Source organism: Microbulbifer sp. ABE4_465, from assembly GCF_056160765.1.
Window position 1 is genome coordinate 284,373 of the sequence record NZ_JBSWXV010000001.1, and the last position, 26,316, is coordinate 310,688.

A 26,316-nucleotide genomic window follows, 5' to 3' on the forward strand; every position below is an offset into this window, starting at 1 on the left:
CGGAACTGAATTCAGATCCGGTTTTTTGTTTTTAGAATCTGGCAGGTCAATTGCTCAATACAAATTTGTCCAGATTCCACTGCCAATCATTACCCCCCACACCATGCAACCGAATCTGCTGGCTTCCCGCCGCCAGATAAACACTGTTGCCAGATACCGCCTGGAAGTTGTCCCACCCCTGGTTGGGAACGGTGGCGATGGTTTTGCTGTTCCAGCTGCCGTTCTCGTTCACTAGAAACTCAATACTCGCACCGCTAACGCCGGATCCCGCGTAGTAGGTGATGTTGTAGTTTCCGGTGGCAGGGACGTTGATGGTGTAGTCGGCGAAGTCCCCTTGGTTGACGTAGTTGATCGCGGTGCTTCCATTGGTGGTGTACACGCTGATCGCCTGTGCCTGGCCGTCGTCAAAGGTGCCGCCGACGGTGTCGAAGTGTTCTGCTTCTACGGTGACGCTTTCACCGCTACTGGGGGGCGGTTGGGTGCCATTGTCTTCGACTTGGGTGAAGCGGATTTCATCCCCGTTCCACTGCCAGGCGCTGCCGCCGGTACTTTGTACGCGCACGGTGTGCGTGCCGGCGCTGGCAACGTAGATGGGATCGGCGAGGGTGAAGGTGTCGTACAGCTCCCAGGCGCCGGTGCTGCTCATATTGATGGTGCCGGAGAAACTGCCGTCGAGGGAAATATCGGCACCAATGCCTGCGGTTGTCGGTGAGGCGGCAACTACGGAGACCTGGTAATAACCCGCGGCAGGGAAGTTGACGGTGTAGTCGCCCCAGTCGCCCTGGGTGTTGTAGTTGATGTTCTCGCCGTTGGCATTGAAGCCGACCACGGTATCGCCTTCGACCGCGCTGCCGCTTTTACCGGTATCGGTGAAGCTGCCCATTTCTACGGTGATGGTGTCGCCATTACCGGTTTCGCCACCGTCGCCGGGGTTGCCACCGCCATTGTCGCCACCGTTGTCGCCCGCCGGTACCGGTTTGTAGAAGCGCACCCAGTCCACTTCAAACCGGTTGCGGCTGGAATCTGCCAGTTCTTCGCCGGTGGGGGGCGCGGTACCCTGGGCATCGCGCCAGGGCTGGTGCTCGGCATCAAAGATGACCTGCATGGGTTTACTGAGACCAGTGCCGCCCGTATAGCCGTAGGGGTCAATCATGTCCTGGCCGGATACGGTGCGTACGTGCTCGCCGTTTACGTAGTACTCCAGGGTCCAGGGATCAATCCAGTAAACACCAATACGGAAAAATTGGTCGCGCCAGGTGCCGCCGTTGGGGTTGGGATACCAGCTGCCGGCGTCTTTGGGCTGGTAGTCCTGGAAGGGCTCGCGAATAAACACGTGATGGCTCAGGTGGAGGCGCTCATCGAACCAGGTCTCGCTGGGGCGGTCGCTACCGTAGGACTCCAGTACGTCGATTTCCTGGGTGGAGTCGGCGCTCAGCAGCCAAAAGGCGTTGGCCAGGGTGAGATTGGTGATCTTGGTGCGCGCTTCCATATACAGCGGGTAGGTCAGGCTCTCCTTGGAATGAATCGCTCCGGTGTAGACCTTGATGGTGCCGGGCTTGCGGGTGGCCTTGATCACCAGGTTGCCGTTTTCTACGGAAGAGTTGGGCGCGTGGTACTCGGTCTCGCCCGGGCCGAGCCAGGGGTTGATAAAGCCTTCGCTCCAGCGCTCAAAAAAGGTGCTGCTTTTGCCGTTTGCGGGGGCGCTGTAGTTGAAATCGTCTGACAGTGGGTGCAGCTCCCAGGTGTTACCGGCGCCCGCATCGGCGGGAACGGGAATGCCATCCCAGTCTGCGGCCATAGCGGCACTCGAGAGCAGGGGGGTGGAAAGGATCAGCGCAGCCAGTGCGCGTTTCGAGGTCTTCATCGCTTTGCTCCTTGCGCTCCATCCAATACTGGATGAGCGGGTTATTGTTATATCGGAGCGCTTAGGTTACTGTTAATTGTTGACAATTTGAAGCGGCTGATGATTGTGCAGGTGTGGATTGGGCATTCGTTCGCATTTTCTGGGTTTCAGAGCTGCCTCACCTGGACACAACACCGGCCAACACCAACCAATAACAATCAATAACAACGACGATGCAGTAGCGGTATGAAAGCAGCCAATAAATTCGGAGTTCTCGCGCTGATCTTTATCAGTGTGGTGATCAACTATATGGACCGCACCAATATCTCGGTGGCGGCCAATGCGATTTCTCAGGACCTGAGTCTTACCCCGGTTCAGATGGGGATTATCTTCTCCGCCTTCGCCTGGACCTATTCCATCATGCAGATTCCCGGTGGAATGATTGTGGATGTGGTGAAGGTACGGATTCTGTATCCGTTTATCCTGGTGGCCTGGTCGTTGGCGACCATCGTGCAGGGACTGGTCAGTTCTCTGGCGGCGATGGTCGGATGCCGTATGGCAATCGGCTTTTTCGAGGCGCCATCCTATCCCGCCAATAACAAGATCGTTACCCAATGGTTCTCTCAGCAGGAGCGGGCCAGCGCGATTGCCGTATACACCTCTGGTCAGTTTATTGGTCTGGCCTTTCTGATGCCGGTACTGGCCCTGATTCAGGAGTGGTTCGGTTGGCGCGGGCTGTTTATTGTCTCCGGTGTGATCGGCATTGTGTGGGCGGCGATCTGGTACTGGCTGTATCGTGAGCCCGGGGGTGAGAATAGCGATGCGACCGGGCATGAGAAGGGACAGAAGTCGCCGGGAAGGGAGAACACTGAAACACCGGCGGCGGTCAGCTGGGACAATATCCGTCTAGCATTCTCCAGCCGCAAGCTCTGGGGTATTTATATCGGGCAGTTTTGCCTCGGCAGCACTTTGATCTTCTTCCTTACCTGGTTCCCGACCTATCTCGCCGAATACCGGGGAATGGGAGATCTTAAAACCGGTTTACTGGCTTCTGTGCCTTTTCTGGCGGCTTTTTGCGGGGTGTTGCTTTCCGGCTTCACCTCCGATTGGCTGGTGCGGCGTGGCTTCTCGAACGAGTTTGCGCGCAAGACACCGGTGATTCTCGGCCTGCTACTTTCCGGCTCCGTGATTGGTGCTAACTATGTGGACTCGATTGCCGCCGTTACCTTTTTCCTGTCCCTTGCCTTCTTCGGCAACGGTCTCGCTTCCATCAACTGGGTATTTGTCTCCCTGATCGCCCCGAAGCAAATGGTCGGTTTGGTGGGAGGCTGCTTCAACTTTATCGGTGGTCTCTCCGCCGTAACCATCCCCGTAGCCATTGGCTTCCTGGTACAGGATGGTGACTTCCGCCCCGCGCTGGCCCTGATCGGAGCCCTGGCATTGCTGGGGCTATGCGCCTATGTGTTCCTGGTTGGGAAGATTGAAGAAATTCCCATGCAGCGCCCAAATCAAAACCCTGATCTCGAAGATGCCAAGCCTTCGGCTTGACCCCTCTACCTGAAAATATTGATGAGTCGATTTATGAACTTCCCGATAAAACAACTTTCAGCCGCTGTTTTTCTTGCAACCCTGATCAGTGGTTGTGGCGATGATGCCCGTTCCAACGCTACAGAGTCGGCTACGGAAAATACACAAGCGTCCGAGAAAGGTGGTGATGCCAAATCCCTGTGGACGTTTGAACAGGGGCAGGTGCCGGCTGCAATACAGCTTGAGAATGCGGATGCCCGTATGATTGATGGGGAGACTGGCAAGGCGCTGGAAGTGCAGCTGCGTACCAAAACCCAGTACTCGGCGAATCTTACCTTCGCCCCTGAGCAGCCGTGGGACTGGAGCGGTCTGGGAAATTTTGCCTTTGCCCTGGATATCGCCAATCCGAAGGCCTCTTCCGTGCACCTGTACGTTACCGCGACGGACAAAAACGGTAAGGCGCACAATCGCAGCTTCGCGGTGCCGGAGAAATCCAGCGGCACCTATTTTATGGAGTTGAAAGGGCCGGATCTGATGGTGGAGACCGGGATTCGTTCCAATCCACCCAGCTGGGACTCCGAGTTTCAGGACATGATCTACCGCTGGGGTGATAAGCAGTTGGATGTCAGTGCGATTGAGAGCATCGCCTTTACGGTTACCGGGGTACTTGAAGACAAGACCCTGGTGATCGACAACGTACGGTTGATTCAGCCCAAATCTCTGGATAAAGATTACCTCAAGGGGCTGGTGGATGAGTTTGGCCAGAACGATAAGCTGGATTTCGCCAACAAGGTGGAATCTCTTGAGGAATTGCGTGCAATCTCCGCAGAAGAGCAATCACAGCTGCGCAAAACGCCGATGGATGGCCGCTCCCGCTTTGGCGGCTGGGCAGAAGGGCTGCAGCTGGAGGCGACCGGCTACTTCCGCACCGAGAAAGTCGATGGAAAATGGGCCCTGGTAGATCCGGAGGGCCATCTGTTCTTCTCCACCGGCATTGCCAATGTACGCCTGGCCAATACCTCCACAATCACCGGGTACGACTTTGACAGATCCAAAGTCCCCCAGCGCACCCCCGGTGATCTGACGCCGGAGGATTCACTCGGTCTGAACCCGGTGCCCGATGCGGCCATTCCGACGCGCCACATCAGTTCGCCTCTACGCGCGGAGATGTTTACCTGGCTGCCGGAGTACGACGAACCCCTGGGGCAAAACTTTGGCTACCGCCGTGAAGTGCACACCGGTGCTGTTGAGCACGGTGAGACATTCAGTTTTTACCGGGCCAATTTACAGCGTAAATACGACATTGCCGATGAAGGGCAATTGATGGCGAAGTGGCGGGAAACCACCGTTGATCGCATGCTCAGCTGGGGTTTCACTTCCTTCGGTAACTGGATTGATCCTGATTACTACCAGATGGATCGCATTCCGTATTTTGCCAACGGCTGGATTATCGGCAATTTCAAAACCGTGAGCAGTGGCAACGATTACTGGAGCCCACTACCGGACCCGTTCGATCCGCTGTTCAAAGAGCGCGCCTATATCACCGCCGAGCAGATTGCCAGGGAAGTCGCCAACAACCCCTGGTGCGTGGGTGTATTTGTGGACAATGAAAAGAGCTGGGGGCAGGAGGGTTCCACCGCTTCCCAGTACGGCATTGTGATCAATACCCTGGGCCGCGCAGCGGGTGAAAGCCCGACCAAGGCGCAGTTTGTGCGACTGATGCAGGATAAGTATGGCGAAATCGACGAGCTGAATACTGCCTGGAATATTCAGCTGGCGGATTGGGACAGCTTTGCAAGGGGCGTGGCGCTGACCGACTTCAACGATGCCATGATCGAAGACTTCTCCACCATGCTGGAACATTACACCGGTCAGTACTTCAAAATCGTGCGGGAAGCCGTCAAGCACTATATGCCCAATCACATGTATCTGGGCGCACGCTTTGCCGACTGGGGAATGACACCGGAGGTGCGCCGCGCTGCGGCGAAATACGCGGATGTAGTGAGTTACAACTATTACAAGGAAGGCGTGAGCGAAAAGTTCTGGGATTTCCTCGAAGGCATTGACCGTCCTTCCATTATTGGCGAGTTCCACAATGGCTCTCTGGACTCTGGTTTGCTGAGTCCCGGGCTGATTCACGCCAGTTCGCAGGCTGACCGTGGCAAGAAATTTGCCGAGTATATGAACAGTGTGATCGACAACCCATACTTTGTTGGCGCCCACTGGTTCCAGTACATCGATTCACCACTGACCGGCCGCGCCTACGACGGTGAAAACTATAACGTGGGCTTCGTGTCTGTTACCGATATTCCGTATCAACCATTAGTGGACGCGGTCAAGGAAGTGAACGAGAACCTGTACCAACGCCGATTCGGAAAGGCGTCGGGTTCCAGTAGTGAGGCACACTGATCATGAAGCTGTCTCTGTCGTTGCGTGTTCCTCTCGGAGTCCTTGCGCTAATAGGTTTCAGTTGCGCATTGGCGGATGTGCATTTCACGGAAGTCAGTGAGCAGCAGGGGCTGAATACCGAGCCGACCTGGAAATACGGCGGCCCTGCTGTTGCGGATCTGAACGGTGATGGTCGTTATGAATTGTTGCTGAGCAATCACGACAAGGTGCCTGCACAACTATTCTGGGGCGGGACTGATGGACACTACCGCGAGCACGATTCACCGCTTATACGCTGGGACGTACACGGTATTGCGGCCGGTGACTATGACGGGGATGGTGACCAGGATGTGGCGGTCGCGCTCGGCGGGGGTAATGGCACCAGCCCGCAACCGCCGCGGATCCTTAAGAACGACAGGGGTAACTTTCGCGATATCACCGTCGGTAGCGGTATCGGAAACATGGGCGCCCGCGGGCGCTCGGTGCGCTGGGTCGATATGGACCTGGATGGGGATCTCGATCTATTGCAGATCAACGCCGTCATGCTGCCCGGTGAAACCGGCCCACGGAATATCCTGTTCGAAAATATCGGCGAGGATCAGTTTCGCTATCGCCCCGCGCCGGCGTTCGAGCAGCTGGAGGCCGAACGTGTATTGATTACGGATTTTAACGGCGATCAGATAGATGATCTGATCGCTTTCTCCCCACTGAGCCTGTGGGCGGGCAATGGCGATTTTGGCTTCCGAAATGTCACCGATCAATGGTTGCCGAAGGATATAGACCGGGAGTATGTGATGGCGGTGGCCGAGGCCGACATCGACAATGATGGCGACCTGGATTACTACCTGGCTCGCGGCAAAACCTATTACCAGATCGCCAACAACGCGGTGTCATTTGATTCCGCCAGTGGGCGCCTGGACCTGCGCGATGAAGGTAATCGCAGCCGCGACGGAATCACGTTTTACAGTGACGGGCCACTGCAACTCAATGAATTTTTCCATTGGCAGCGCGGACAGGAAATTTCCCTGCCGGTGCATCTCGGCGCGAATGGAGAAACTCTGGCCACCCCAGCGGGCAAATCCCTGGTGACCGTGTCACCAGAGAAGGCGCAGGGCTTTCCCGCAGAACTGAGCGAAAATGGCTGGCATCTCGGCGTGGTGGAGCAACCGGATTCCCGGGCGACAGGCAATGGCCCTTACCAGTGGCGTCTGGAGTGGCTGTTAAACGGTGATCTCGCCTGGGATATCCGCGCCAGTGTACATGGCGTTAAGCAGATAGCGCCTGACTGGACGCCCCAGGCGCTGGGCGTTGCCGATATCCTGTTGCGAAACGATGGCCGGGGTTTTACCGACATCAGCGACCGTCTTCCCCCACAAACTGCCGACAATAACTGGGGCGTGACCACCGGGGATCTGGACAATAACGGCTACGCCGACTTTTTTGTGTACCGCTTCGGCGAATTGCACCGTCGGGTAGAAGATCTTTTGTTGTTGAATCACGATGGCGATTCTTTCCGGCAGGCATCCAGTCACGGCGGCACCGTTCTGGGCCAGTCCAGTCACGGCGACATGGGCGCGGTGTTTGATTTCGATCAGGACGGTGACCTGGACCTGCTCAGTGGAGATGACGATCAGGGGCGCTGGCATCTGTTCGAAAATGGGCTGAATCCCCATAAATCTCCGTCGGCTAAAAATAATTACCTGCAGGTGCGCGTTGGCTACTCAGTCAAAGGTACCGATCCAAAGGGTGCCGAGGTTTCCCTAGCCAGCCCCCAGCGTCGCTATCAAAGAATCGGCGCGGGCAGCGCAACCCATTCACAGGGGCAGCTGGATATCGCCCACTTTGGCCTGGGGCGGAGTAGTGACCCGGTAGATATTCATGTGCGCTGGCGCGATGGCACCGAGGCCACATTGCACGGCATCGCCGTCAATCAGCGCGTATTCGTGCGTGGTCACACCGATAGCGCTCAAAATGGCACTTTCAGTGCGGCGCCCCAGCGCAGTGTGGATTTTAACTTTGGCTGGAAATTCCTCCTGCAGGATGACGAGGACTTCCGCAAACCTGAATATGACGACAGCCAGTGGCGCGACCTGCGCCTGCCTCACGACTGGAGTATCGAACACGACTTCGACCCGGCACTGAACGGCGCCACCGCCTATTTGCCCGGCGGCATCGGCTGGTACCGAAAAACCTTTACCACGGCCGAACACGCCCAGGGAAAAGTCACCTATCTGAATTTTGACGGAATCTACAACCACTCCGAGATCTGGCTGAACGGGGAGAAAATTGGAGGTCGAATCAATGGTTACACTCCGTTTTCCCTTGATCTGACGAACCACCTGGCCCCGGCGGGGCAAGACAATGTTGTCGCAGTACGGGTGGATCGCAGCCGTTATATCGATAGCCGCTGGTACACCGGGTCCGGTATCTACCGCAATGTGAAGCTACTGACACTGGACCCGCTGCATATTCCTGTTTCCGGGGTATTTATCCAGACGCCGGAAATCAGCGCAGAAACGGCGCAGGTGAGCGTCCAGGTTGAAGTCGTCAATCAATCACTGGCGCAACCCTTTGTGATTGAGACTGAGGTTCTGGACGCGGCGGGTAACGCCGTAGCCCAAAGCCGTGCCCATCAATCCCTGGCGGAACACAGCGATGGGACCGTCGAGCTTAGACTGGATGTTGCCAACCCCGCGCTGTGGAGCCCGCAAAGTCCGAATTTATACACGGCGATAACCCGCGTACTGCAAGGCGATCGCATTGTCGATCAGGTGGAGAACCGCTTCGGTATTCGCTCTTTGCGCTATGACGCAGACGAAGGCTTTTTCCTGAACGGAGTGAATACGCCAATCAAGGGCGTGAACCTGCATCACGATGCCGGAGCGGTGGGCGTTGCGGTTCCGAAGGATGTCTGGCGCCGCCGCCTGGAGACCCTGAAAGCCGCTGGCACCAATGCCATTCGCACCGCGCACAACCCCGCTTCAGAAGAGTTTCTCGACCTGTGTGACGAGATGGGGTTTCTGGTACAGGCGGAAATCTTTGATGAGTGGGACAACCCCAAAGACAAGCGCCTGAATCAGTGGGAGCGGCACAGCGATTACATCAGCCGTGGCTATGCGGATTACTTCCAGCAAGAGGCCGAATCGGACCTGAGACTGGCCGTAAAGCGTGATCGCAACCATCCCTCCATCATTATGTGGAGCATCGGTAACGAGATCGAGTGGACCTATCCTCGTTACAAGGACGCTACCGGCTATTTCGATATGAACGCGTCGGGGAATTATTTTTACAACCCGCCGTTTATAACCGAGCAGGAAATCAAGGACCGCTTTCACGGTAGCGAAGAGGGTGAGTATGTGCTCTCCAGAACTGCAAAGAAGTTGTCTGGCTGGGTGAAGAAGCTGGATACCAGCCGACCGGTCACCGCGAACCTGATTCTGCCCTCGGTGAGTCATATTTCCGGTTATACCGACGCCCTGGATATTGTCGGCTATAGCTATCGCAGGGTGATTTACGACTACGGCCACCAGCGTTATCCCGACAAAATGATTATGGGTAGCGAAAATGTGGTGCAGTGGCACGAGTGGAAGGCGATTGAAGAGCGTCCGTTTATTCCCGGCACCTTCTTATGGACAGGTGCAGATTACTTGGGTGAAGCCAACGGCGCCTGGCCACGTAAAGCGGTGCGTAGCGGCATGCTGGATGTGGCGGGTTTCGAGACCCCGGCCTATGACCTCTATCGCACCCTCTGGAACAGTGCCCCGTATATCGCGATTACCTCGCAAACCGAGGACAAATCCCTGTACCGCCGTGATGCCGATGGCGGCGTAGTGGAAAAGACCCCGGGCGCCTGGGCGCAGCGGGTGTGGGGCTGGCAGGACGTGAATCGTCATTGGAATTACCCGGACGGAGAACCCATTATCGTCGAGGTTCTGAGCAACTGTCCGGAAGTGACCTTGTCACTGAATGGAGAATCCCTGGGAACGCGATCTCTCGCGGATAGCCCGGACCGCCTCCTGAAGTGGGCACTGCCATTCTCTGGTGGTCGTCTGACGGCGCAAGGCATAAATGGCTGCGATGTTTCTGCGGAAGTTGAAACCACTGGAGCACCAACCGCGATTGCGCTTTCGCTTGATCGTGACCTTCTGCCGGTTGACGGCTACAGCGCCGCCCATGTAACGGCACAGCTGGTGGATGAACAGGGCAGACCTGTTCGTCATGAGGATCGGCGTATCACCTTTGAACATGTCGATGGACTGGAGCTGCTGGGAACGGATAATGGCCGTACCTCTCGTATGACGGGTTATAAAAATACACAATTGCGCACCAGTGAAGGCAAAGCACTGCTGATTGTCCGTGGCCTCACCGAGATAGGTGAGACAGCGCCGGCGACGATTCACCTCGATAAGGCAGTGCAGGCGAAAATCATCGGGAAGGCTGGTGCTACTCCAGAAGGGTAGATAACTTGAAAAACATCACAGGTGGGTTGACTCGTCGCAAACTGGTGCTGGGCATCCTTTCCAGCGCACTCGGCGCACTGTCATCAAGCGCCGTGGCCAGATCGCTGTTAACGAACAGTCGGGCAACCGCTACATTGAACGACAAAACGAATCGCGAGGAAGTGAGCGTGAGTGAGCATTCACAGAATTCTGCCGGAAGCAATGAGGCGGAAGTTTTCGACCAGCGTATCTGCAGCCTGGGTGAAGGTCCCCTGTGGCACCCTGAGCGCAAAAATCTGTACTGGGTGGACCTGCTGAACAAGCGGGTGCTTGGCAAGGGTGCCGATGGCGAGCAAGTCTGGGAATTTGATGAAATGCCCTCGGCCATTGGCTGGATTGATCGGGACCGTCTTCTGGTTGCCTGTGAAAGCGGGCTCAACCTGATGAACCTGGAAAGCGGCGATAAATCGGTGCTGTGCGAACTCGAACCGGATCTTCCCGGCAACCGCAGTAACGATGGCCGCGCCGACCCCTGGGGTGGTTTCTGGATTGGCACCATGGGCAAGGAAGGGGAGCCGGACCAGGGCAACCTGTACCGCTGGTACAAGGGTGAGCTGCGGCAACTGGACAGCGGTATGACGGTGCCGAACGGGATCTGTTTTGATCGCGCGCGCAATCTCGGTTACTACGCCGACTCCGCCAAAGGCGTGATTTATCGTGTACCACTGAGCACAGAGGACGGATGGCTCGCCGGCGAGCGAGAAGTGTTTCTGGATCTGAGCGACGAAGGCCTGATCCCCGACGGTGCGGTGATGGACGGACAGGGCAATATGTGGTCCTCCCTTTGGGATGGTGCGCGTACCCAGTGTTTCACCCCTGACGGCAAGGCCACTTCCGCACTCAGCGCCCCAATAATTCGCACCACCTGTCCGGCATTCGGCGGCGATGATTTTACCGATCTGTACGTGACCACCGCCGCGGTCGGACTGGAGGATGAACCCGGTGCAAAGGTCGCCAACGGGGTAACCCTGGTGTACCGCAATGCGGTGAAGGGGCAGCCTGAACCCGCGGTAATTATTTAAGAGAGCAATGAGCGTGCATAAATCATGAAATTGATTCCGATAGTACTCGCCGTTGCACTTCTATCCGTAAAGACGGTGGCAAGTGCGATGGAAAAGTTTCCAAGCCAGGAGCGATCTGGCGGCGACGGGGCAAACAAACCCAATATTCTGTTGATACTTGCCGATGATCTTGGTTATGCGGATACCGGTTTTACCGGAGCCAAAGACATCAAGACCCCGAATCTTGATCAGCTGGCGAGTGAAGGGGTGGTAATCGAGAATGGCTACGTCAGTCACCCCTATTGTGGTCCCTCTCGTGCCGGTCTGTTGACCGGTCGCCACCAGGCGCGTTTCGGGATGGAAAACAACAGTACCTATTCGCCTTTTGACAACTATATGGGGCTGCCCGTCAGCGAGAAGACCTTTGCCAAAAGCCTGCAGGAAGCCGGGTACTACACCGGGCTGGTTGGTAAGTGGCACCTCGGTGCGGCACCTCCGTTTCATCCGAACAATCGCGGCTTCGACCACTTTTACGGGTTTCTTTCTGGCGGCCACACGTATTTTCCGGAGGGGGTTTCCAACAAGATTTCTCTGGAAACAGTGGATGGTGTCAACGATTATATGGCCAACGAAGGTGGCTACCTGCCACTGGTGCGCAATGGTGGCGCCGGTGAGCTGAACGAATACCTGACCACGGCCCTGAGTCGCGATGCCGCCGAGTTTGTGCGGGAAAGTACAGATCCTTTCTTCCTGTTCCTGTCATACAATGCGCCGCACTCACCGCTGGAGGCGCCGGAAGAGACCATCGAAAAATACCGGAATATTGAGGATCCGGAACGCCGTATTTACGCGGCGATGATCGATGAGATGGACGCTGGCATCGGCATGGTGATGGACGCGCTTAAGGCATCCGGAAAATTTGACAATACCCTGATCTTTTTCCTGTCGGATAACGGTGGGGTCTACCCGGAATACTGGATGCCCGATAGTGATTGGGCGGATAACACGCCCTTTCGTCGCGGCAAGGTCAGCCTGACGGAAGGTGGCATTCACGTCCCATTTATTCTGCACTGGCCGGAAAGACTTGAGCCCGGTCGATTTTCCGGGCTGGTTTCCTCTCTGGACATTGCCGCCACTGCAATGGCTCTGGGGGAGACTCCGGCACCCGAAAAGCCACTGGATGGCGTGAACCTGATACCTTACCTGACCGGTGCTGCAGAGGGTTCACCCCACCAGGCATTGTTCTGGCACCTTGAGGAAGGTGATGGGAATACCTGGGCGGTGCGTACGGAAGATGCGAAATATATGCACCAGACGCTGCCGGGTGTAGGGCGCAGCTACTTTGATATGCGGAATGATCCCTATGAGCAGATAAATCGGGTGGATCAATTTCCGCAGCGTCAGGCAGAACTGGCAGAGTTGTGGAATCAGTGGAATGCTGGCAATCAACAGAACGTGCTGCAACAGGCCTCCGAGTACCAGAAGAGTCGGCAGGCGTTTTACAAGGCGCTGTATGAGGAGCGTGTAAAGCAGGCGCGTGAACGCGAGCCAATTGTGGTGCAATAATCCGGGAATAAACCTCGACAAAAAGCGGCGCTTTTTTTGAGCGCCGCTTTTTTACATTCATTTTGTCAATTACTGTTGAGTAGCGGATTCAGGGACTTTCGCCTTGCGGTATTCGTCCATCCGCTGCATGGCGTGTCCTTCATATTCGCGTTTGAGCTGCCATCTGGGGCGTTCCAGTTGCAGTTCCCACTGGAAAAGCTTGCGGTACAGCGCAGCAACTATGTCCGGGTGTGCTCCAGCAAGGTTGTTGAGTTCTCGAACGTCTTTCCCCAGGTTATACAGTTCGGCAGGGCGATCGGGGAAGCGCAGTAGCTTCCAGTCACCATCGCGAATTGCCGCGCGGTTCTCCTTCTTCCAGTAGAGCGATTGGTGCGGTTTTCCGCTTGCCTCGCCACTGACGAAGGGCAGCAGGTTTACACCATCGATACCCTCGAGTGTGGAAGTCTGGCCACCGGCGGCGGCGTAGAATGTCGGTAACAGATCCAGCAGGCTAATGGGGGCCGGAAAGGTATGCTTTGCTGGAATTTGCCCGGGCCACTGCATCACAAATGGAACGCGGATACCACCCTCCAGGTGTGTGGCCTTGGTGCCGCTCAGTGGAAAATTGTTGGATGCATTCTGGTCCGTGGGCCCGCCGTTGTCGTTAGTGAAGACAATCAATGTGTTGTCGGTCAGTCCGTATGAGTCCAGCGCATCCAGTAGTTTGCCCACGCCACGGTCCAGTGCGCGGGTCATGGCCGCTACCTTCTGGCGATTGCCGCTCAGTTGTGGAAAAGCTGCCAGGTCTTCTGGCAGGGCGTCCATGGGGGCGTGTACGGCAGTGAAGGAGAGGTACAGGAAGAAAGGATTGTTTTTGTTGCGGGTTACAAAGGCTACCGCTTCATCGGCAAGTGCGTCAGTAAAGTACTTTGGTGTTTCCCCGTAGGCGCCAAAGTCGCGCTCGAGAAAATCTTCCCGGCGGTGGTTCGGATTGCTTTCAGTAAAAGGAAAGTAGGAGCGGGCACCGCCGCGAAAGCCGTAGAATTCATCGAAGCCCCGGTTCATTGGGTGATAGCGGTCCGCATTGCCCAGGTGCCATTTGCCCAGAATGGTGCTGCGGTAGCCCAGTGGCTTCAGGTGATCCGCGATAGTTTTCTCAGCCAGCGGTAACCCCATATCGTCCCCGGTTGTGCCGCTGGCACTCATATATCCGGGCACATTGTTTTCTTCATAGCCAAACCGCTGCTGGTATTTACCAGTAACCAATCCCGCGCGAGACGGGCCACAAACCGCCGCGCTGACGTAGGCCTGTTCAAAGCGGGCACCATTCTCCGCGATACGGTCAATATTCGGTGTCTGGAATACCTCGCTGCCCTGGAAACTGAAATCCGCGTAGCCCGCGTCGTCTGCCAGAATCAGGATGATATTGGGCTTTTGTGCGGCCTGCGCCGTGGCGGAAACCAGGATCAGCGCGACGAACACGGAAAGGACGCGCAGTGTGGCGAATAAGCGGCGCCAGCCACCAGTATGGTTGTGGAAAGACATGGAAAACCCCAATGCTGAATGATCGGGGTAGTGTACCGTTATTTGTATATTGTTAACAAAGAGGTGGCGTGGTCATTTGAATCTCGAAGGACCAGTTGTGGGTAGAGTGGGGTGGAATCGCCGGCGCCGTCCCCCTGTCCAGAAGTTCCCGCAGGCTGTCGGCATTGCCAATCGCTGGTTCCAGTACCAGATTGAAATAGGGCGCACCGCCATCCCCGGCCCAGCCTCGGTAATTGAGCCACAGGGCGACATGGGGCACTTCCGACGGTGGCAACACAAAATGCAGCGCCTCACCGGTTGCCGGGTTTTCCAGTCCGACTATGGCCGGCGAATTGCCGCTGGTGCAGTCGAACAGGTCCTGATAGGAAAGTAACTTAGTAGCGTATCCGCTATCGGTATCCGGGTCTGGAATGATCGACATATCGGTACCGTTCGGGGTTAGTGGCCAGCGGAACTGCTCGCCGGTGGTTAGTGGGGCATTGTCGCTGGCGTAGGAACAGTGCAAATGGTGGTTATCCGGCAAGCGCAGTTGCATACCAGGAGTGATGGCAAGCGCTGGGTGCATACACCAACTGAATGGAACCGGGCTGTCACTCAGGTTTTCGACACGGTATTCGAACCGGAGTGTACCGCTGTCCGGGGCGAGCAGCAGGCGGCGCTCGAAAGTTACCGGTAGTGTCTGGCACAGTTGTCTGAGTGTCAGTGTTGCGGTGCCATCGCTATTCACGGCACTCTCTTGATGTGTCCACGGGCGGCCGTAGAGTTCGCCGTGGTCGGGCAGGGGGTGACCGGCCCGGTCGCCTGCGTTCGCTGGCAGTTCGCAGGCATCCACGCTGGGGAAGCATTCGTCGATGCCCCCGGTATCGTGCTGGCGTGTGTAGCTGTGGTCCAGCTGCGCGGGCTGATAAGGAGCTCGTTCACTTTTCCACAGCCATTCGGTCTGCAGCGCCCGGCTGGAGCGCAGACTGATAATTTTGCCACCCAGGTCTGGGGCGATGTCCAGGGATAGAAACCGGTTTTTAAGTCGAAATACTGAAAAGTTTTCGCCATTCAGGTGTTCAATGGTTGCTGTGGGGGTTGCCATGGGTTTCACAGGTGAATCAAACAATAAATCAGAATTGCACTTTTCGAGGTGTCGTGCAAAAAAATGGCAGCCTGTTGGCTGCCATTTTCGGTCACCAATGAGAATATTGGTGATTGAAGGGATTGCAACTTACTGGGTGACAGTGACCGAATAAGTGGCTGTTTTCCCCTTGTTTTTGGTCTTGACGGTAATGGTTGCTGAACCGGCTTTCTTGCCGACCACGACCCCGGAGGAATTTACCGTTGCGACGAGAGGGTCGCTGGTCGAGAACACCACACTCTTGTTCGATGCACAGGTCGGCGTTACGACGGGATTGAGTGAAACGGACTGGCCCTTTGCGATGGTGCCGGAGCTTGGATATACGCTGACACCGGTAACCGCAACCCAGCCGCCGTCGCAGGTTTCGCCACCGCTTGAGCTACTGGAGGAGCTGCCACCAGACGAGCTGCTGGAGGAGCTACTACTGGAAGAACCGCCAGACGAGCTGCCGCTGGCAGCGTTGACCGAAAGATTGGCGGTAGCTTGATGTCCGCCATCGTCCGTGGTCACGGTAATGGTGGCACTGCCGGCGGAGTGGGTTTGTGCAAGGCCTTGCTGATTGATGCTGGCCACACTGGTGTTACTGGATCGCCAGCTGACCTCTTTATTGGCGGCATTGGCGGGATAGACGGTGGCGGTAAGCTGCGTGTTTTCACCGACTTCCAGCTCTGTATCTCCGGTTGAGACGGAGACTCCAGTTACTGCAACCGGCACGTCATTGCCGACAATATTTACCGGCTGAAGACCGCCCAGCTGGAAGACATCACTGCCGTTTGAAGAACGGAATACCGGTGCCAGCGCGTAGTAATGTCCTTCTGGCAGGTGCTCAACCGGGGTAACCCCGCTCAAATTCAGGCTGAGAGTGGTCTGGCCACCGTAGCGTTTTTCTTCCGTCGTGACTGACGCATCGTTAGCGCTCGCGGCGATTTTCACAAAGCCATCCGCATTTTTTTCTACCAGGTTGACGGTAATGCCGTTGTACTGACCGCCCGCCACATGGTGGTTGCTACCGCCGTGGTAGTTCACCACTACGTCCAGCGTGCCGCTGTTGTTGTAGTTGGTGGTGAGGTACTTGCTCTTATCGTCTACCCAAATTGATGGCAGTACTTCCCAGGTTTTCACGTAGTCCACCTGCATGGTGGCATCTTCCGGGAAGCCTTCGGATGTGACCGTATTGGGATTCGGGTCCGCACGGTTACAGGCGCTATTGAAGTAAATGAACTGACGGCGTAGGCCCATGGAAAAGATCACGTGCATTGGGCGGTGCCAGAACAGGTTTGGCTTCTCGCCAATCAGCTCGCCGTCTACGTACCAGCGGATGACGTCCCGGCGGTTTTCCACCGCGTAGGTGTGGAAGTCTTCAGAAGGGTCGAAGGGAGCATCAAATTTTAGCAACTGTGCTTCCGGGTAGGGCTTGGGGCGGCGCCAGTAGGTGTTCCCATTTTCCCCCACGATACGCGCGTGTAGGTTGTGGTCCATTACGTTGATCGGGTCGGCGTCGTTCGGGCCTGGGCCGTACCAGTCCGCCTGCTGCAGCTCGACAATATCAATCTCACTGTAATCCACACTGCCGGGCACATTGCGGTCGGGGTAGGGGTGGCCATCGCTGTACAGCCAGAACGCCGGGCTCAGCCCCGGGAATACCTTGACCCCCTTCAGGCTGGCTTCGTAGTAACCGTAGACACCGTCATTGGTGGACTTCACCGCACCGGATTTGTAGTAGAGCTCGCGCTGTACCGTGGCACCGCCCTGGCAGACATCGCGGAAGGGGCGGGTGTGGGTTTCCTGGGTGACCGCAATATTCAGCTTGCCGTCGGCCACATAGGCGTTGTTGCTATCAAAGGTCCAGGCACCGATCACCAGGTCGTTGGGGTCGTTGATCCATTTGCTGGTGTCCAGGCTGTTGCCGTTGAAGTCGTCGGTACGGTTGCCGAGCTCCTGCCAGCGTATCTCGCCTTCGACGGCGCCCTGTGGGCGGACGTCCTGTGCCTGCACAGCGGCTGTACTGGCGAGCAATAGCGCGGCCAGTAAGGGGGTGGTTTTCATAGGGGGTTCTCTTCGCTAGTCGATTTATTGTTGTGTCTCGAATGCAGAGTCATTCCTTTCTCTCAAGATCAAATTAATATAAACATATGATGTATTGGGGGTTCAAGCTGTCGCTACCGGGGTGACGCCTGTACCTGCTGGAATTGCGAGTTGGTTCCCAGTCGGTCTACAGAGATGAGCGGATGGTATCTGGAGGCGGAACGTGTTGCCTTTGTAAACATCATATGTTTGAATGCGTGGCATGAATAGGTTGTGGATGCTTTTTGACCTAGATCTCAGGTAGCATTGAGGTGTCTAACCATTCATTCGTCCATATGTATGGGGCGTAGTGCGCTTTATAGGTACTCGCCCGACCCGGAAGCTGGCGGCACAGCGGGCTCCGGTGAAGGCGGAAGCGCGATGAAAATAATCCAGTATAAAAATGAGAGGGAAGACGTGAAAAACCAGAGTCAAAAATCCATGCACAGCTTGCTGCTGCTTGGTTGCTGCTCCGTAGCCACGCTTTTCAATGTCGCCATCGCCCAAGAGGCGGAGAGCAAGAAAAAATTCGATGAGACCAGCGCCCTGGAAGAAGTGGTTGTGACCGCCCAGAAGCGTGAACAGTCTGTTCAGGATGTCCCGGTATCCATGGAGGTTCTCTCCGGAGACCTGATTGAGGAGCTGGGTGCAGATACTGGCTTTGATATCGTGAAATACCTGCCGGGCTTCGGTGTTGACGACAACAACGAGATCCGCACTACCACCCTGAAAACCCGCGGTATTGGTACTTTTACTAATTCCATTGGCCTGCAGTCGTCCAACTTGATTGTGGTTGATGGCGAAGTGCTGCCGCGCCAGTCCATGATGAATCTGGCCATTGCCGACGTGGAGCGCGTTGAGGCGCTGCGTGGCCCCCAAGGTACTCTGTTCGGCCAGAACACCTCGACCGGTGTTATCCACTATGTGACCAAGCGCCCGCAAATTGGCGAATTCTACGGTAACGCCAAAGTAGAAATGACCGAATACAACGGCCGTCAGGTGAGCAGTGCGGTCAACCTGCCGATCAACGATAACTGGGCTGCGCGCATCAACGTTCAGCACGGTGAGCAGGACGGCTGGATCCGCAACGAATACCCTGGCGCTGAAGATGTGGGCGCAGAAGAAAAGAAAGGTATCCGTACCCAGCTGCTGTTCGACAATGACGACAATCTGAGCGCGCTGGTGCGCCTGGATTACTCCGAGCGCGATACCAACTGCTGTGCCATGGTCAAAGAAGAGGCCAACCCGCAGTTTGGTCCCAAACCGATCGTCCGTATCGAAGATGGCGTTGTGACTGCTTCCGCATATAACGAAATCGATTCTGAGCCGGGCTACAACGACTTCGGTGAGCCGGTCACCGCGCGCAACCCGGAATCCAACTACGGCTCCGTTGAAAACGCCGGCCTATCTGCGGAGGTCAATTACGATCTTTCCAACGGCATGTCCCTGACCTATCTGGCTAGCTACCGCGACTTCGAGCTGAACAACAGCTCCGGCTTCTTTACCTTCAAGTTCCCGGTACACCGCGAACACTTCGGTGGTAACGAGTCCGTTGAGGTGATTCAGCAAGAATTGCGCATCAGTGATTTTGACAACGAAACCTTCAACTGGGTACTGGGTGCCTTCTTCCACGATACTGCCGGCCAGCGCTCTGAAATTACCGACGGCTGTGTAGGCGGCGGTGGTGCCAGCTCCCGTGGTGTGATTGAAGATGGGGTGATGACTGGTTGTGTAAGCAATGCCTCTGCATTGGCCTTCATCAACCATTACAACGAAACCGGTACGCAGGACCGCTCCCTGCTGGTTGCCGATCGCAACCTGTCCGCCGGTGACTTCACCGCAGACTTCACCAATACCGCGCTGTTCGGTCAGCTGGAATACCAGATTACCGATCGCCTGGATGCGACCCTGGGCTTCCGTGCCCTGCACGAGAAAGGTTCCGCCTCCTTCGACGCGCTGTGGCTGCGTCCGCCCACCGACGGCACCGGCATGGAAACCTTCGATGAAGTGCTGGCGATGTCCAAGTCTGACCCATCTCTGATCCGTAACGATCCGGAAGGTGCGAAGTTCTCCGACTCCAATACTGACTTTATCTACAAGGCAGTACTGGGTTACGACTTCACGGACAATATTCGCGCTTACGTGAACTACTCCACTGGCTACAAAGGCCCATCTTACTTTGTAACCAGCAACACCAACCCGGCGGATGCAGAGTACTTCCCGACCCGTCCGGAACAGTCCACCAACTTTGAGGTGGGCGTGCGTTCACGCCTGCTGGACGACAAACTGCAATTCAACCTGACCTACTTCGATATGGCCGTGGAAGACTACCAGGTTCGCGCTCAGCGCCTGGTGGACGAAGCGTCTAACACCTACTTTGCCGGCTACGTGAATGCGGACGAAGTACGCTCCACCGGTATCGAAGCGGATGCGGTGTACAAGCTGACTTCCGATCTGAAGGTGATCGCTAGCTATGCCAATTACGAAGCGACCTATGAGGACTTCGCCGATACCCCAGTGAACTGCCCGGGCGGCACCCTGGCGGATCGTTGTAGCGTTGTTGGTGGTCGCAACGTGTTTGATCAAACCGGTCTGCCGGTTGAGAACAATGCGCAGGAGCAGGCACTGCTGACCCTGAACTACAATCGCGAGATTGGCAGCACCGGCTGGGATGCAAACGTGCGCACTGTATGGCGTTACGAAGGTGACTTCTCTCCGTCTGCGAACATGATTGCTCAAGAAATTGAGCCGAACGCAGATTACGATGTGCTGGATCTCTACATCGGTATCGGTAACGACAAGCTGCGTGGCAATCTGTTCGTGAAAAACGTGATGGACGAAAGCTACAACACCTTCAAGTTTGCCGATCAATGGGGCAACCAGGCACTGTTTTACCCGCGCGATTACTCTCGCTACTTCGGTGCCAGCGTAACGTACATGTTCTGATCTCACAGGTCGTTTGATATGTAGTGTGCCCCTGGTACCCGCCCGAGTAACCCCAGAATTTACTCGGGCGGCGTTCAGGGGCTTTTTTAGTTTATTTTCGGTGATGCAATGAAAAAAATCCTGATGCTGTTGATGGCTGTAGTGCTTGCACCTGCGGCCTGCGCAGATGCCAAGAAGGCGGCACCTGTAAAAAGCGAGCGCGCCCCGAACATCGTGCTGTTGTTTGCCGATGATGCGGGCTTTGAAGACTTTGGTTTTCAGGGCAGCCCGGTGATGAAAACACCACGCCTGGACGAAATTGCCGAAGGCGGTGTGCGATTCACACAGGGCTATGTGTCTGATGCCACCTGTGGCCCCTCCCGCGCGGGCCTGATGACGGGTAAATACCAGCAGCGCTTCGGTTACGAAGAAATCAACGTGCCGGGATTTATGAGTGAAAACTCCGGTATTAAGGGTGCCGAAATGGGCCTGCCGCTGGATCAGAAAACCATGGCGGACTACCTGAAAGATCGCGGCTACAAAACGGCGGTCTACGGTAAGTGGCACCTCGGAGACGCCGATCGCTTTCACCCCACCAAGCGCGGCTTTGACGAATTCTACGGATTCCGCGGTGGCGACCGCAGCTATTTTAAATACGATGGTGAGAATCCTCTGGACAACGTGGTGGCCGCATTCGATAAAAAACTGGAGCGTGGCTTCGGTCACTATGAAGAGCATGACGGCTACCTGACCGACGTGCTGGCCGATGAAGCGGCACAGTTTATCGAGCAGAACCAGGACAGCCCCTTCTTTATTTACCTGGCGTTCAACGCAGTGCACACACCGATGGAGGCGCTGGAAGAAGACATGCAACAGTTCCCGCAGCTCTCCGGAAAGCGCCGCGAGCTGGCGGCAATGACACTCGCCATGGACCGTGCCACCGGCCGCGTAATGGACAAGCTGGAAGAGCTGGGCCTCTCGGATAACACCATCGTCGTGTTCACCAATGACAATGGCGGTCCCTCGGACAAAAACGGTTCCAGCAACTATCCTCTGGCGGGTACCAAGTCCAATCACCTGGAAGGTGGTTTGCGCGTGCCATTTATAATGCGCTGGCCCGCCAAGCTGCCCGCTGGAGTGGATTACGAATATCCGGTTTCTACCCTCGATCTATTGCCGACTTTTTATGAGGCTGCGGGCGGTAGCGAATACGAGTCCCAGTTGGATGGCGTAAATCTGACTCCGTATCTCACCGGCCAGAACAAAGAGCGTCCGCACCAGAAAATGTTCTGGAAAAAAGAGTCTCGCGCGGTGATTCGCGATGGCGACTGGAAGCTGATCCGATTCCCCGACCGCCCGGCCGAGCTGTACAACCTGGCGGAAGATATCGGCGAGCAGAACGATCTGGCATCCGCCCAGCCCGAGCGCGTGCGCAGTATGTTCAAAGAGCTGTTCGAGTGGGAGCTTACCCTGGAGCGTCCGCTGTGGTTGCTCAAGCGTCAGTACGAGAAATACGACATTGACCGCATGGATCAGTACCGGGTGCCCAAGCAGCCTGACGCCTGATAAGCCTCCCTTTTTGCATTGCGGGTGCCTGGTGCTCCCGCAATGACGACCAGTGGCCGCCATCCCTTGGCGGCCATGTCTCAAGGCCCCACCTAAGTAACATCCTACCTATAGAGCTCTCTGGTCAAAGTGGGTTGGGGTACTGTCGCCCGCGACCAGTGCGGCAATTTTCCGATGAATTTCGCAACTCCCGTATAGCTAAAGAATGCGTAAAACATTGAAAAATGTTGCGTGTGACGTATTGCCCGCACAAACATCATATGTTTGAATAGATCGCATGGGGTCGTGGTGCCGCTCTCGGAAGTGGATGAATCAACAATAAGTACGCCTGATCCCAGACTGGCAACACACGCCGCTTAAATAGGCATTTAGAAAAACTATAAGGTGTAGCACGCAAATAGTCAGTGGGTTTCCTGGCTGTGTAAGCCACCCCTGGAGTGAACGTCGATATCACTACCGGGGCGACAAGCGATCGATCTCAGTTTTTCCGCAAGTGCAATTGCAAAGCAGCGTGGTGCGTCAATCAGGTGCGTTGGGGAGCCTGTGAGCGGTATGCAGGGTGTCAGCGTTAGCGATTAGTACAACAACAATAGTTACGGTGGAGAGATCAAATGAAAAATAGGTTTAAGCCACATGCGCTCTCGGTTGCGATCGTGGGGGTCATGTTTGCAGTGCCGGTTTTTGCTCAGGAAGAGGAATCTAAAGAGCCTAAAGAGCCAGCGGAGCAAAGTGAGAGCCTGGAAGAGGTTGCGGTTACCGGGTTCAGACAAACCGTAGAGCGTGCAGTCGATGCGAAGCGTCTCTCGGACGAAGTTTCCGACTCTATTTTTGCCGAAGATATCGGTAAATCTACAGACCAGAATATTGCCGATGCCCTGAACCGTATTACCGGTGTCAGCGTGACCGAGGAGGGTGGTGAAGGCGCGAGAATTTCAATCCGTGGTACCGCCTCTCATCAAAACCAGATTCAAATGAACGGCGTCGCGCTGACCAGTGGCCTTGGTTCGCTGGGTGCCGGTGATACCGCGGATACCGCGGAAGCCAACCAGAGTGTCGACCTCAGCGCTTTCTCATCTGACATTCTCTCTGCCATTCGCGTCATCAAAACAGCTACCGCTGACCAGGACGAAGGGTCACTCGGCGGTACGGTTATTCTGGAAACCGTTGCGCCCTTGAGTCGTAATGAGCGCGTGTTGAATGGTTCGATGCAGAGTCGTTTCAACGAATATTCCGGTGAAGATGACTATCGATATAACGCGAGCTATCTCGATCAGTTTTTCGACGACAAGCTCGGCGTGGTATTCACGGTATCGGAAGATAACCAGATTTATCGTGAAGATCGCATGACCCATGACTGGGGTGATTCCATGGCGACGGTTGTAGATGCCGGAGTGTCAGGGCTTGGTTCAAACGGCTTCCACGCAATTGATAAAGCAACTGGCAAGGCCATTCGCTATCTGAACGAAGACGGTAGCCTCCCCGAAGGATTTGATCCGGATACAGAGGTTGCGTTTGCTGATCCTGTACAGGTGCTTAGACGCGACTCAATACACCTGGCATTGAGCCGCAACGAGCGCAAGCGTCAGACCGGCAACTTTGGCATCCAGTTCCAGCCTTCCGATTACACGGATATCCGCCTGGATACGTCCTATACTAAGCAAACGGTAACCACTGATTACAACTCCATGCGCTACAACATGGGGGCCCAGGCGGCGCAAGCGATAGATCAAACGGATTGGGCGCTGGTAAACACCGATAACAGCACACTCGAATCCATGCGCGGTGTTGGGCGCAGCGGCTGGATGAACCGTTCTCAAGGCGACACCATTTCCGAAACAATGGTTTCTTCTTTGAAGCTGGATCAGCAGCTTACCGACTCGCTGACCATGAACATTACTGCCGGCTATTCAAGGACCGATGACAACACCGATGACTTCGTCAATATGGGGACGGAGACCTGGGGAACTATCGGTGTTGGGGCGGTTGAAAACAATGACCCCGATTTGAGCGAACCTACGGGGTATGACTGTTCGACGGGTGTATGCACTTTCTATAATGGCACGACCAATGCGATTTTTAATCCGGTTACCGGTAATGTCGTAGCGGCAACCGGGCGGTTTAACCCGACTGACCTCTACGCCAACCACCTGGGTAATACCAACATTCGCGATAACTACCAGACGGATACCAATACCTCGGTATTTGTTGATTTTGACTGGGATGTTGATCGATTCGGGCTTACCACGGTTGAGTTCGGTGCAAAATATGCGAATCGCGTAAAAGACGTTCACACACAAAATACCACCATCGGCCTGGGGTCCACCTTTAGAGATGGCGACGGCACCGACTATGCCTACGACGGACTTTCTTCCGTCCGCCTGGTGGATATGAGCGCATCGGAAGCGTTCCTGTATAAGAACTTTGGTGAAAAACTGGGTATTGATCAGTCCAACCCCGTGTTTAATGGCTGGCCGATGATCGATCACGATAAGGCGTTTGAGGCCTTGCTCGGAAGGAAGCCGGGTTCCATCCGGGTTGATATTGACAATCGCGGTACCCGGAATATCGATACCGATACCTTCGCTGCCTACATCAAATCCAGCTTTGAAGCGATGGATGGCCGCCTGCGCGGTAATATTGGTCTCCGTTACGCCGAGGATGAAACCAACGCGCGAGGCTATGCGGGTATGCAGTATTACCCGAACCCCCACGTGATCGACCTGTATGACCTGGCTCAGCGCGGTTTATTTAACGATAAAAACCCGGTCTGTCAGGAGCCTGATTGGACCGGTGGCCCGCAAGATGGCGATCATCGTTATGAGCCACAAAATTCCGGCCAGGATGGCGTGGACCGGAACTGTTTCTCCTGGCGTTTGAACTACGCGTATGACGTCACTAAGCCAGATTCCCTGCCGTACGATACGGAGAATGGCGAGTGGGTTCACGAGGACGGTAAGGACTTCAACCGTATCGTAAACATTGAATACAACGATGATGGGACCATCAAAGGTGGTATTGAAGGCTTCAATGCGGCCATGGCCGAGTTCAACGGCGGGAATTTCGATAATCCAAATGGCAATGGCTCTTTCACGACCAATACGCAAAGTCATTGGTACTTCAATAATAATGGGGGCATGGAGCGCTGGTTGGATAGAAGTACCAATATCTACCGTTCAAATAGCGATGACAGCCTGAATACTCAACAGAACTATATCCGCGCATCGGAAATCTCTGATAAAGGCTTCTTTGATGTGCTTCTGCCGAGTATGAACCTGAGTTATCAGATCAATGAAGAGCTGATTGGTCGTTTTGCGGCATCCAAGACCATGACGCGCCCGCAATTTGATAACTTGAACCCCAGCCTGCAGGTCAACGAAAACAACTGGAACGAACACGCCACTGGGACGGCTGGTAATACCCAACTGCAAAACCTGGAATCGATCAACCTGGATCTATCGTTGGAATGGTATTGGGGCGAGGGCAACAACTTGTCTGCCACTGTTTTCCACAAAGATATGAGCAACTTTGAGACAAGGGTCGAAACGCCCTATTTCATTAAGGATGCTCGAGGAGATTACGAACTGGAAGATGCCAATCTCCTGATTGATCCGGTCGGTGTTCCTGGAGAAGGTGCTGCGGGAGGGGAAACCTGTTTGCCGCGCCGGCATATCGCTGGTTGGCAAACCCAGTACATGCAAATCGAGTGTCGCTCTGCGCGAATTCAGCAGGTCCAGAACGGTGACGGTGCTTCCATTACCGGTCTGGAGCTGGGCTACACGCAAATGTACGACTTCCTTCCTGGAATCTGGTCCAACCTGGGTGTTCAGGCAAACTATACCTTCCAGGATTCACAGCAGGACGAAGTTGTTATCCAGACCACCGGTCGCGTCATTGCGTCGAAATCCCTTGTGGATACACCGCGACACTCCGGAAACCTTACGGTTTTCTGGGAAGACGATCGCCTAAGCCTGCGGCTTGCCAACAGCTATGTTGGCGTTCAGGCCGTGGATCATGGTCAAACCGGTACCTCCATCTGGCAGGAAGGCTACAACCGCCTGGACTTCAGCTCCAGCTACTACGTCAACGACAACTTGTCTATTACTTTCCAGGCCACGAACCTGGGTGATGAAGGTCGCCGAACCTTTGTTACTGCTCGGGACATGCTATTGGCAGATGGAAGTTATTGGGATGAAGGCGATGCGGTTACAGGCGACGTAAACACAAGTCGTACCATTAACGAGTGGCACTTCGGTCGAGTATTCCGCTTGGGCGCGAGAATGAACTTCTAAG

General features: G+C 55.4%; 12 protein-coding genes. 8 read left to right on the forward strand and 4 right to left on the reverse strand.

Annotated features, from left to right (window positions below):
* Positions 1-46 precede the first annotated feature (46 nt).
* Positions 47-1,864, reverse strand: a complete 1,818-nt coding sequence (locus ACXAG1_RS01210; RefSeq protein ID WP_475118683.1) for a carbohydrate-binding protein — start codon at positions 1,862-1,864, stop codon at positions 47-49.
* A 225-nt stretch (positions 1,865-2,089) separates the two neighbouring features.
* On the opposite strand from ACXAG1_RS01210, the gene ACXAG1_RS01215 reads away from it, so the two are divergent.
* From ACXAG1_RS01215 to ACXAG1_RS01235, 5 genes are all read left to right on the forward strand, one after another.
* On the forward strand, positions 2,090-3,391 hold the full coding sequence (locus ACXAG1_RS01215; RefSeq protein ID WP_475118684.1) for an MFS transporter: 1,302 nt from the start codon (positions 2,090-2,092) through the stop codon (positions 3,389-3,391).
* Positions 3,392-3,412: 21 nt separating this feature from the next.
* Positions 3,413-5,779: a beta-galactosidase gene (locus tag ACXAG1_RS01220; protein ID WP_475118685.1), complete on the forward strand. Its 2,367-nt coding sequence runs from the start codon at positions 3,413-3,415 to the stop codon at positions 5,777-5,779.
* Positions 5,780-5,781: 2 nt separating this feature from the next.
* Positions 5,782-10,218 carry an FG-GAP-like repeat-containing protein gene (locus ACXAG1_RS01225; RefSeq protein WP_475118686.1) on the forward strand — a complete coding sequence of 1,479 codons (4,437 nt, stop codon included), beginning with the start codon at positions 5,782-5,784 and terminating at the stop codon, positions 10,216-10,218.
* Between the two features lie 5 nt (positions 10,219-10,223).
* Complete coding sequence (locus ACXAG1_RS01230; RefSeq protein ID WP_475118687.1) at positions 10,224-11,279, forward strand: SMP-30/gluconolactonase/LRE family protein; 1,056 nt, start codon at positions 10,224-10,226, stop codon at positions 11,277-11,279.
* Between the two features lie 87 nt (positions 11,280-11,366).
* Positions 11,367-12,824 (forward strand): sulfatase family protein, encoded by a 1,458-nt coding sequence (locus tag ACXAG1_RS01235; RefSeq protein WP_475118688.1) that lies wholly within the window; start codon positions 11,367-11,369, stop codon positions 12,822-12,824.
* 69 nt (positions 12,825-12,893) lie between these two features.
* On the opposite strand, the gene ACXAG1_RS01240 is transcribed toward ACXAG1_RS01235, so the two are convergent.
* From ACXAG1_RS01240 to ACXAG1_RS01250, 3 genes are all read right to left on the reverse strand, one after another.
* On the reverse strand, positions 12,894-14,348 hold the full coding sequence (locus ACXAG1_RS01240) for a sulfatase-like hydrolase/transferase (protein WP_475118689.1): 1,455 nt from the start codon (positions 14,346-14,348) through the stop codon (positions 12,894-12,896).
* Positions 14,349-14,400: 52 nt separating this feature from the next.
* Positions 14,401-15,432 carry an aldose epimerase family protein gene (locus tag ACXAG1_RS01245; RefSeq protein ID WP_475118690.1) on the reverse strand — a complete coding sequence of 344 codons (1,032 nt, stop codon included), beginning with the start codon at positions 15,430-15,432 and terminating at the stop codon, positions 14,401-14,403.
* A 129-nt stretch (positions 15,433-15,561) separates the two neighbouring features.
* Positions 15,562-17,517: an Ig-like domain-containing protein gene (locus tag ACXAG1_RS01250; protein WP_475118691.1), complete on the reverse strand. Its 1,956-nt coding sequence runs from the start codon at positions 17,515-17,517 to the stop codon at positions 15,562-15,564.
* Between the two features lie 399 nt (positions 17,518-17,916).
* Between ACXAG1_RS01250 and ACXAG1_RS01255 the strand changes: the two genes are divergently transcribed.
* The 3 genes from ACXAG1_RS01255 to ACXAG1_RS01265 all read left to right on the forward strand — a co-directional run bounded on the left by ACXAG1_RS01255 (position 17,917) and on the right by ACXAG1_RS01265 (position 26,315).
* A complete protein-coding gene (locus ACXAG1_RS01255) occupies positions 17,917-20,481 on the forward strand; it encodes a TonB-dependent receptor (protein ID WP_475118692.1) in 2,565 nt (854 codons plus the stop codon).
* A gap of 108 nt (positions 20,482-20,589) precedes the next feature.
* Positions 20,590-22,026, forward strand: a complete 1,437-nt coding sequence (locus ACXAG1_RS01260) for a sulfatase (RefSeq protein ID WP_475118693.1) — start codon at positions 20,590-20,592, stop codon at positions 22,024-22,026.
* A gap of 611 nt (positions 22,027-22,637) precedes the next feature.
* Positions 22,638-26,315, forward strand: coding sequence for a TonB-dependent receptor domain-containing protein (locus tag ACXAG1_RS01265; protein WP_475118694.1), 3,678 nt, complete (start codon positions 22,638-22,640; stop codon positions 26,313-26,315).
* The last annotated feature ends 1 nt before the right edge of the window (position 26,316 follow it).

Coding starts and splice junctions, on each gene's coding strand:
- ACXAG1_RS01220 (WP_475118685.1), top strand. CDS start 3,413: ATGAGTCGATTTATGAACTTCCCGATAAAACAACTTTCAGCCGCTGTT.
- ACXAG1_RS01255 (WP_475118692.1), top strand. CDS start 17,917: ATGAAAATAATCCAGTATAAAAATGAGAGGGAAGACGTGAAAAACCAG.
- ACXAG1_RS01245 (WP_475118690.1), bottom strand. CDS start 15,432: ATGGCAACCCCCACAGCAACCATTGAACACCTGAATGGCGAAAACTTT.
- ACXAG1_RS01225 (WP_475118686.1), top strand. CDS start 5,782: ATGAAGCTGTCTCTGTCGTTGCGTGTTCCTCTCGGAGTCCTTGCGCTA.
- ACXAG1_RS01210 (WP_475118683.1), bottom strand. CDS start 1,864: ATGAAGACCTCGAAACGCGCACTGGCTGCGCTGATCCTTTCCACCCCC.
- ACXAG1_RS01250 (WP_475118691.1), bottom strand. CDS start 17,517: ATGAAAACCACCCCCTTACTGGCCGCGCTATTGCTCGCCAGTACAGCC.
- ACXAG1_RS01240 (WP_475118689.1), bottom strand. CDS start 14,348: ATGTCTTTCCACAACCATACTGGTGGCTGGCGCCGCTTATTCGCCACA.
- ACXAG1_RS01265 (WP_475118694.1), top strand. CDS start 22,638: ATGAAAAATAGGTTTAAGCCACATGCGCTCTCGGTTGCGATCGTGGGG.
- ACXAG1_RS01260 (WP_475118693.1), top strand. CDS start 20,590: ATGAAAAAAATCCTGATGCTGTTGATGGCTGTAGTGCTTGCACCTGCG.
- ACXAG1_RS01235 (WP_475118688.1), top strand. CDS start 11,367: ATGGAAAAGTTTCCAAGCCAGGAGCGATCTGGCGGCGACGGGGCAAAC.
- ACXAG1_RS01215 (WP_475118684.1), top strand. CDS start 2,090: ATGAAAGCAGCCAATAAATTCGGAGTTCTCGCGCTGATCTTTATCAGT.